The sequence below is a fragment of the Amycolatopsis sp. NPDC028719 genome, assembly GCF_055565395.1.
Window position 1 is genome coordinate 1 of the sequence record NZ_JBVHUL010000023.1, and the last position, 8627, is coordinate 8627.

The 8627-nt window shown below is 72.1% G+C and carries 2 protein-coding genes; both read left to right on the forward strand.

Translation table 11 applies throughout. The features are described 5' to 3' along the window. The coding region (locus ACZ4TR_RS49250) for a type I polyketide synthase (RefSeq protein ID WP_465296141.1) at nt 1-8208 on the forward strand (8208 nt) is incomplete at its 5' end. Nucleotides 8209-8253: 45 nt separating this feature from the next. After that, a partial coding sequence (locus ACZ4TR_RS49255; RefSeq protein ID WP_465296142.1) for a beta-ketoacyl synthase N-terminal-like domain-containing protein occupies nt 8254-8627 on the forward strand: 374 nt, incomplete at its 3' end.

Consider the following 8627-nt stretch of genomic DNA (forward strand, 5'->3'; position numbering starts at 1 on the left):
CGGGCGGCGCTGGCGAATGCGCGCTTGTCTCTGTCCGATGTGGACGTTGTCGAGGCGCACGGTACCGGTACGACCTTGGGTGATCCGATCGAGGCCGGGGCGTTGTTGGCGACGTACGGCCAGGAGCGGTTCGAGGACTGGCCGTTGTGGCTGGGTTCGGTGAAGTCGAACATCGGGCACACGCAGTGCGCGGCGGGTGTCGCCGGGGTGATCAAGATTGTGCTTTCTTTGCAGCACAGCATGTTGCCGCCGACCTTGCACGTCGCACAGCCTTCGTCCCGGGTGGACTGGGATTCGGGGAACGTCCGGCTGCTGCGGGCGCCGGTGGAGTGGCCGGCGGGTGAGCGGCCGCGTCGGGCCGGGGTGTCGGCGTTCGGGGTCAGCGGCACGAATGTCCACGTGATTGTCGAAGAGGCACCCGCGGCCGAAGCCCGGCCTCGCCCCGAACGGGCGGAAACGCCGATCTTCGACAGCGCGCCCGCGGTGTGGGCGGTGTCGGGACACAGCTCAGCCTCCCTCGCCGGGCAGGCCGGCCGGCTGCGGGAACACACACTGGCCCGTCCCGACCTGACCGCGCGAGACGTGGCGTGGTCGTTGGCCACGACTCGCGCCGCCCTGCCGCACCGGGCCGTCCTCTTCGGCGGCGAGCGGGCCGAACTCACGTCCCGGCTCGCGGCGGTGGCGACCGGCCGGCCCGCCGCCGGCGTGGTCACCGGAGCCGTGGCACCGGGCGGCGTGGGGCGGACGGTGTTCGTGTTCCCGGGTCAGGGTAGCCAGTGGGTCGGGATGGGTCGCGAGCTGGCCGAGGTGTCGCCGGTGTTCCGCGAGAAGCTGGTCGAGTGTGATGCCGCGCTCGGGTCTTATGTGGACTGGGCTCTGGCCGACGCGCTGTCGGGTCGTCGTGGTTTCGAGGCCGCGGATGTGGTGCAGCCGGCGTTGTGGGCGGTGATGGTGTCGCTGGCGGCGGTGTGGGAGGCGGCCGGGGTGCGGCCGGACGCGGTGGTCGGGCACTCTCAGGGCGAGATCGCGGCCGCGGCGGTGGCGGGGATTCTGTCCCTTGAGGACGCGGCCAAGGTGGTTGCGTTGCGCAGCAAGGCCCTGACGGCGCTGGCCGGGCGCGGGGGGATGGTGTCGCTGGCCGAGCCGGTCGTTGCGGTTCGGGCGCGGATCGAGTCGTTCGGCGAGCGGTTGTCGGTGGCGGCGGTGAACGGTCCGTCGGCGACGGTGGTGTCGGGTGATGCCGATGCGTTGCGGGAGCTGGTGGACTCCTGCCCCGAGTCGGTGCGGGCGCGGGTGATCCCGGTGGACTACGCCTCGCACAGCGTCCACGTGGAAGAGTTGCGCGACGAGATTCTTTCGGTGTTGCAGGGGATTTCGCCGGGCGAGGCGCGAGTGCCGATGGTCTCGGCGCTGACCGGCGAATGGCTGGTGGGCCCGGAGCTGGACCCGGCCTACTGGTACGCGAGCCTGCGCGAGACCGTCGAGTTCGAGCGGGCGATCCGGCTCCTGGGCGGGTCCGGGCACGGCGTGTTCGTCGAAGTCTCCCCGCACCCGGTGCTCACCCCGGCGATCGGGGACAGCCTCGCCCAGCCGGTCGTCGCCGGGACGCTGCGGCGGGACGACGGCGGCGCGGACCGCCTGCTGGCTTCTCTCGCCGAGGCCTACGTCCAAGGTGCTCCGGTGGACTGGGCGGCGGTGCTCGGCGGCGGCGCGGCTGTCGAGTTGCCGACCTACGCGTTCCAGCGGAAGCGCTACTGGCCTGGCGCGCCGGCCCTGAAGCGCGCCACGGCCTCGGTGGACGACTGGCGCTACCGGATCACCTGGCAGCCGGCGGACGACGACGCCCCCGACGTCCTGACCGGCACCTGGCTCCTGGTCGGAGACGACCCCGACGCCCCGGCGCTGGCCGACGCGTTGACGGCCCGTGGCGCCCGAGTGGCGTGCCCCGCGCCGGACCGCCTGGCGGAGGCCCTCGTCGGGGCCGACGTGCGCGGCGTCGTATCGCTGCTCGCGCTGGACGAGTCGCCCGACGCCGACTTCCCCTGGGTGCCGCGCGGCAGCGCCGCCACCCTCGACCTCATCCAGACGGTGATCTACAGCGGGAACACGGTCCCGGTGTGGGTGCTGACCCGCGGCGCGGTGCAGGCCCGGCCGGATGAAGCCACCACCGCACCACTGCAGGCGCCGGTCTGGGGTCTCGGCCGCGCGGTCGGATTGGAGCACCCCGACCGCTGGGGCGGGTTGCTCGACCTGCCGCCGGTGCTCGACGCCGACGCCGCCGCCCGGGTCGCCGCCGTTTTCGCACACGGCGGGGAAGACCAGGTGGCGGTGCGTTCGTCGGGAACATTCCTGCGCCGGCTCGTGCGCGCCGAGGCCCGGCGCGCCGAGCCCGGCGCCTGGTCGCCGCGCGGGACGGTGCTGCTGACCGGCGGTACCGGCTCGATCGGCGTCTGCCTCGGCCCGTGGCTGGCCGGGCACGGTGCGGAGCGGGTGGTGCTGACGTCGCGGTCGGGCCCGTCGGCGCCGGGCGTGCCCGAGCTGGCCGCCACGCTGGCGGGCGCGGGCTCGGGTGTGGCGGTCCTGAGCTGCGACCTGGGAATCCCGGAGCAGGTGACGGGACTGGTCGAGTGGGTCGAGCGGTCCGGCCCGGGCCTGTCGACCGTGTTGCATTCGGCGAACACGCCGTTCCTGGCCCGCGTGGAGACAACCAGCCAGGAGGGCCTGGCGGCGGCGCTCGGGGCCAAGGCGGCCGGCGCGAAGTACCTGGACGAGGCGACCGCCGCCCTGGGACTCGACGAGTTCGTGTTGTTCTCGTCGATCTCGGCGACCTGGGGCAGCAACGACCACGCGGCTTACGCGGCCGGGAACTCCTATCTGGACGCGCTGGCGGAGGACCGCCGCGCTCGCGGGCTGCCGGGGACGTCGATCGCGTGGGGCGTGTGGAACACCCGCGATTGGGCCGCGGTGGATGCCGCGATGGATCAGGCTCCGGGGCGGGTGACCCCGAACCGGTTGTTGCGGCAAGGGATGAACTTCCTGGACACCGATCGGGCGCTGGCAGCGCTGGGTGAGGTGTTGGCGGATGATGAGACGTTCATCGCCGTCGCCGATGTGGAGTGGGAGAAGTTCGCGCCGGTGTTCACGGCGGCTCGGCCGCGGCCGCTGCTGGACACGATCCCGGAGGCGCAAGAAGACACCACGGTCGCCGTCGAGCGAGGTGAGTTCGCGTCCCGCCTGGGCGGAATGACGCGGGCCGAGCGGCGGCGGACGGTCGTCGAACTGGTGCGCTCGCATGCGGCTGCCGTGCTGGGACACGACTCGATCGAGGAGATCGTGGCCTCTCGCGCCTTCCGGGACCTGGGTTTCGACTCGTTGACGGCGGTCGAGTTGCGCAACCGGCTGAATTCGGCGGCGGGGGTGCGGTTGCCGTCCACGGTGGTCTTCGACCACCCGAGCGCGTCGGCGCTGGCCGACGAGATCCTGGCGGAGGTGTTCGGGAGCGAGGCGGACGAGACCACGTCCCCGGGTGCCCCCGCGACGTCGACCGAGCCGATCGCGATCGTCGGCATGGCCTGCCGTTACCCGGGTGGCGTCCGTTCTCCGGAAGAGCTGTGGGAGCTGCTGGTTTCGGGTGGCGACGCGATCGGGGGGTTTCCCGTCGACCGCGGTTGGAACGCCGAGGAGCTGTTCGATCCGGATCCCGATGCCGAGGGGGCGACCTACGTCGTCGAAGGCGGGTTCCTGACGGGAGCCGCCGAGTTCGACGCGGATTTCTTCGGGATCAGCCCGCGTGAGGCGTTGGCGATGGACCCGCAGCAACGTCTGTTGCTGGAGACGTCCTGGGAGGCGATCGAACGGGCCGGGATCGACCCGCGGTCGCTGCACGGTTCACCCGCGGGCGTCTTCGTCGGCGCGGCCTCTTCCGGCTACATCGGCGCCGCCGGCGGCGAAGCGGGGGCCCAGGCCCACCTGATCACGGGAAACGCGTTGAGCGTGTTGTCCGGTCGGATCGCCTACACACTGGGCCTGGTCGGTCCGGCGGTGACGGTCGACACGGCGTGTTCGTCGTCGCTGGTGGCGTTGCACCAGGCGGTGCAGGCGCTGCGGTCGGGTGAGTGCACGATCGCGCTGGCCGGCGGCGTGACCGTCATGGCGGACCCCGGTGAGTTCGTCGGCTTCTCCCGGCTGCGCGCCTTGGCGTCCGATGGCCGGTGCAAGGCGTTCGGCGACGGCGCGGACGGCATGGGCATGGCTGAGGGCGTCGGCATGCTCGTGCTCGAACGACTCGACGAAGCGCGGAGCAAGGGCCACCGGATCCTCGGTGTGGTGCGCGGCTGTGCGGTGAACCAGGACGGTGCGTCGAACGGTTTGACCGCGCCGAACGGTCCGGCGCAGCGGCGGGTGATCCGGGCGGCGTTGGCGAGTGCCGGTGTGTCGGCGTCCGATGTGGACGTGGTGGAAGCCCATGGCACCGGCACCGAGCTGGGTGATCCGATCGAGGCGGGTGCGTTGCTGGCGACTTATGGGCAGGGGCGTGCCGAGGGGCGGCCGTTGTGGTTGGGGTCGGTGAAGTCGAACATCGGGCATTCGCAGCAGGCGGCGGGGGTGGCCGGTGTGATCAAGATGGTGCTTGCGTTGCAGCATGGTTTGGTTCCGAGGACGTTGCATGTGGAGAGGCCGTCGTCGCATGTGGACTGGGAGTCGGGGCGGGTGCGGTTGGTGCGGGAGCCGGTGGAGTGGTTGCCGTCCGAGCGGCCGCGTCGGGCGGGTGTGTCGGCGTTCGGGATCAGCGGCACCAACGCACACGTCATCCTCGAAGAGGCCCCCGCGGCCGGAGACACGACGATCGCGGAACGCCCGGTGGTCGACGGCGGAATCCGCCCCTGGGTCGTCTCCGGCCACAACGGTGAGGCGCTCGCCGCCCAGGCGGGCCGGTTGCGGGAATTCACCGTCGCGCACCCCGAGCTTCCGGTGACCGATGTGGCGTGGTCCCTGGCCACGACCCGCGCGGCGCTGGACCAGCGCGCGGTGGTCTTGGACGACGACCGGGCCGGCCTGGCCGCGGGCCTCGCGGCCGTGGCCACCGGCCGCCCGGCGCCCGGGGTCGTCTCCGGCGCGGTGCCGCTCGGCGGCCTGGGCCGGACGGTGTTCGTCTTCCCCGGTCAGGGCAGCCAGTGGATCGGGATGGGCCGGGAGCTGGCCGAGACGTCTTCCGTCTTCCGCGATCGGCTCGCCCGGTGCGCGGCCGCGCTCGAGTCTCATGTGGACTGGCGACTGACCGACGTCCTGGCCGGTGAACACGGTTTCGAGGCCGCTGATGTGGTGCAGCCGGCGTTGTGGGCGGTGATGGTGTCGCTGGCCGCGGTGTGGGAGGCGGCTGGTGTGGTGCCGGACGCGGTGGTGGGGCATTCGCAAGGTGAGATCGCGGCTGCCGCGGTCGCGGGAATTCTGTCCCTTGAGGACGCGGCCAAGGTGGTTGCGTTGCGCAGTAGGGCGTTGACGGTGTTGGCCGGTCGTGGCGGGATGGTGTCGCTGGCCGAACCGGTCGATGCGGTTCGAGCGCGGATCGAGTCGTTCGGGGCAAGGTTGTCCGTGGCGGCGGTCAACGGCCCCTCGTCGACGGTGGTCTCCGGTGATGCCGATGCGTTGCGGGAGCTGGTGGCCTCGTGCGACGAGTCGGTACGGGCAAGAACGATCCCGGTGGATTATGCCTCGCACAGCGTCCACGTCGACGAGTTGCACGATGAGATCTTGGCTTTGCTGCGGGGGATTTCGCCGGGTGAGGCGCGGGTGCCGATGGTGTCGGCGCTGACCGGGGGGTGGCTGTCGGGCCCCGAACTGGATCCTGCGTACTGGTATTCAAGCCTGCGGGAGACCGTGGAGTTCGACCGGGCGGTCCGGGTCCTCGGCGAGTCCGGCCACGAGGTGTTCGTGGAGGTGTCGCCGCATCCGGTGCTGACGTCGGCGATCGAGGCGCCGGTGGTGGTCGGGACGTTGCGGCGCGACGACGGCGGCGCCGAGCGGTTGCTGACGTCGTTCGCCGAAGCCTCCGTCCGGGGGGTGCCCGTCGACTGGGCGGCGGTCCTGGGTGGCGGCGCCACGATGGACCTTCCGACGTACGCCTTCCAGCACCGGCACTACTGGCCCGAAGCGCAGGCCGCCGGCGGCGGACGATCGACCGAAGACGCCGAGTTCTGGGCCGCCGTCGAGGGTGGTGACGTCGAGGGGCTCGCCGCGACGCTGAACGTCGGCGACGACCGGCTGGACGAGGTGCTGCCCGCGCTGGCCGAGTACCGGCGACGCGGCCGGGTCGCCGGCTGGCGGTACCGCGTGTCGTGGGTGCCGGTACCCGACTCCGGTGCGGTGCTGTCCGGGACGTGGCTGGTGGTCGGCGATGACATCGGCTCGGAAGTGGCGAAGATCTTGGCGAAGCACGGCGCCGATGTGGTCCATACGACGTTGGCCGGTTTCGAAGCTCCGGCGGATGTGAGTGGTGTGGTGTCCTTGCTCGCTCTCGGCGAGCCGGCTGCTGACGTGGTTTCGGATGGTTTGGCCGGCACGGTGGCTCTCGTTCAGGCCCTGGAGCGAGCCGGAGTGATGGCGCCGTTGTGGGTTTTGACGCGGGGTGCGGTCGGGGCTGTTTCGGGTGATGTGGTGTGTCCCGCTCAGGCGCAGGTCTGGGGTTTGGGTGTGGTGGCGGCGCTGGAGCTCGCGGATCGGTGGGGCGGACTGGTCGATCTGCCGCCGATCGTGGACGCGCGGGTGGGTGCTCGGCTGGTGTCGGTGCTGGCCGGTGCCGAGGACCAGGTCGCGGTGCGGCCCGCCGGTGTGCTGGCGCGGCGGTTGGCTCGGGTCGGCCGTCCGGTCGTGCGGGAACCGTGGTCTCCGCGGGGTTCGGTGCTGGTGACCGGCGGGACGAGCGGGGTCGGGGCGATCACGGCTCGGTGGGTTGCCGGGCGTGGTGCGTCGCGGGTGGTGCTGGCGAGCCGGTCGGGGGCGGGTGCGGCCGGGGTGGCGGAGCTGGCTGCTTCGATCGCGAACGCCGGTACCGCGGTGGAGGCGGTGGTGTGTGACGTCGCCGACCGCGCCGCTGTCGAGAACCTGTTGGGGCACATCGATTCCAGCGGGCCGGAGTTGTCGTCGGTGGTGCACTCCGCCGGCGCAGGTGGCAATACCCCCGTCGACCGGCTGGAGCCGGCCGAGCTGGCGCGGCTGCTGTCGGCCAAGGTCGGCGGGGCGTCGGTGCTGGACGAGCTGACGGCGGACCGGGTTCTGGACGCGTTCGTGCTGTTCTCCTCGGGTGCGGGTGTCTGGGGCAGCGGTGGCCTGGGTGGTTATGCGGCGGCGAACGCGCATCTGGACGCGCTGGTGGCGGATCGCCGGGCCCGCGGGCTGGCCGCGTCGTCGATCGCCTGGGGCCTGTGGACCGGGGTGGGGATGGCGGCCGGCGACGGCGGCGAGCGGCTGCGCGGCTTCGGGATGGAGGGTATCGACGCCGAGCGGGGGATGTCCGCGCTCGGCCAGGTGCTGGACGCCGACGAGGGCGCGATGGTGGTGGCCGGGTTCGACTGGCCGGCGTTCGTCCCGACTTATACGTTGCGCCGGCCCAGCCGGTTCCTCGCGGACTTGCCCGAAGTCCGCGCCGCACTGACCGCTCCGGCCGCGACGGCGGACGACGGCGGCGAGTGGGCCGCCCGGCTCACCGGGATGCCCGTCGCGGAGCAGCGGCAGGTGCTGACCGAGCTGGTGCGCGACCACGCGGCCGCGGTGCTCGGGCACACCTCGGCCGAAGAGGTGCTGCCGCAGCGCGCGTTCAAGGACCTCGGCTTCGATTCGGCCGGCGCGGTCGAACTGCGCAACCGGCTGTCGCGGGTCGTCGGGATTCAGCTGGCTTCCACGATGGTCTTCGACCACCCGAACGCGGCCGCCTTGGCCGAGCACCTCCGGACGGAACTCTTCGGCGCGGACACCCCCGGTGACCCGGTGCTGGACGCACTGGAGCGACTGGCCGTGGAGCTCGACGCGGTCGACGCCGGCACGCGCCAGGACGTCACCGAACGCATGCAGACGCTGCTGTCCCGGTGGCTGCGCCGCGGCAACCCCGGCGCTGCCGCGGAAACCGATCGCGAAGCCGTCGCCGGGCAGCTCACCGAGGCCTCCGCCGACGAGGTCCTGGACTTCATCAACAAGGAATTGGGGGCGTCGTGAAGATCGCCGCTGCACGGATCGAAGCGACGTCGGGGAGGACCCACCATGGCCGATGAGAAGCAGCTGCTCGACGCGCTGAAGAAGCTGGCGGCCGAGCACTACGAGGCCCGGGAACGGGTCAAGGAGCTCGAATCCGGGGCGCGCGAGCCGATCGCGATCGTGGGCGTGGGCTGCCGGTACCCCGGCGGCGTGACCGGCCCCGAACAGCTGTGGGACCTCGTGGCCGGCGGGGCCGACGCGGTGAGCGGGTTCCCTCTCGACCGAGGTTGGGAGGAGTTCGACGACCAGGCCGGCTACCGGCGCGAGGGCGGGTTCGTCTACGACGCCGGCGAGTTCGATGCGGGTTTCTTCGGGATCTCGCCGCGTGAGGCGTTGGCGATGGATCCGCAGCAGCGGTTGTTGCTGGAGACGTCGTGGGA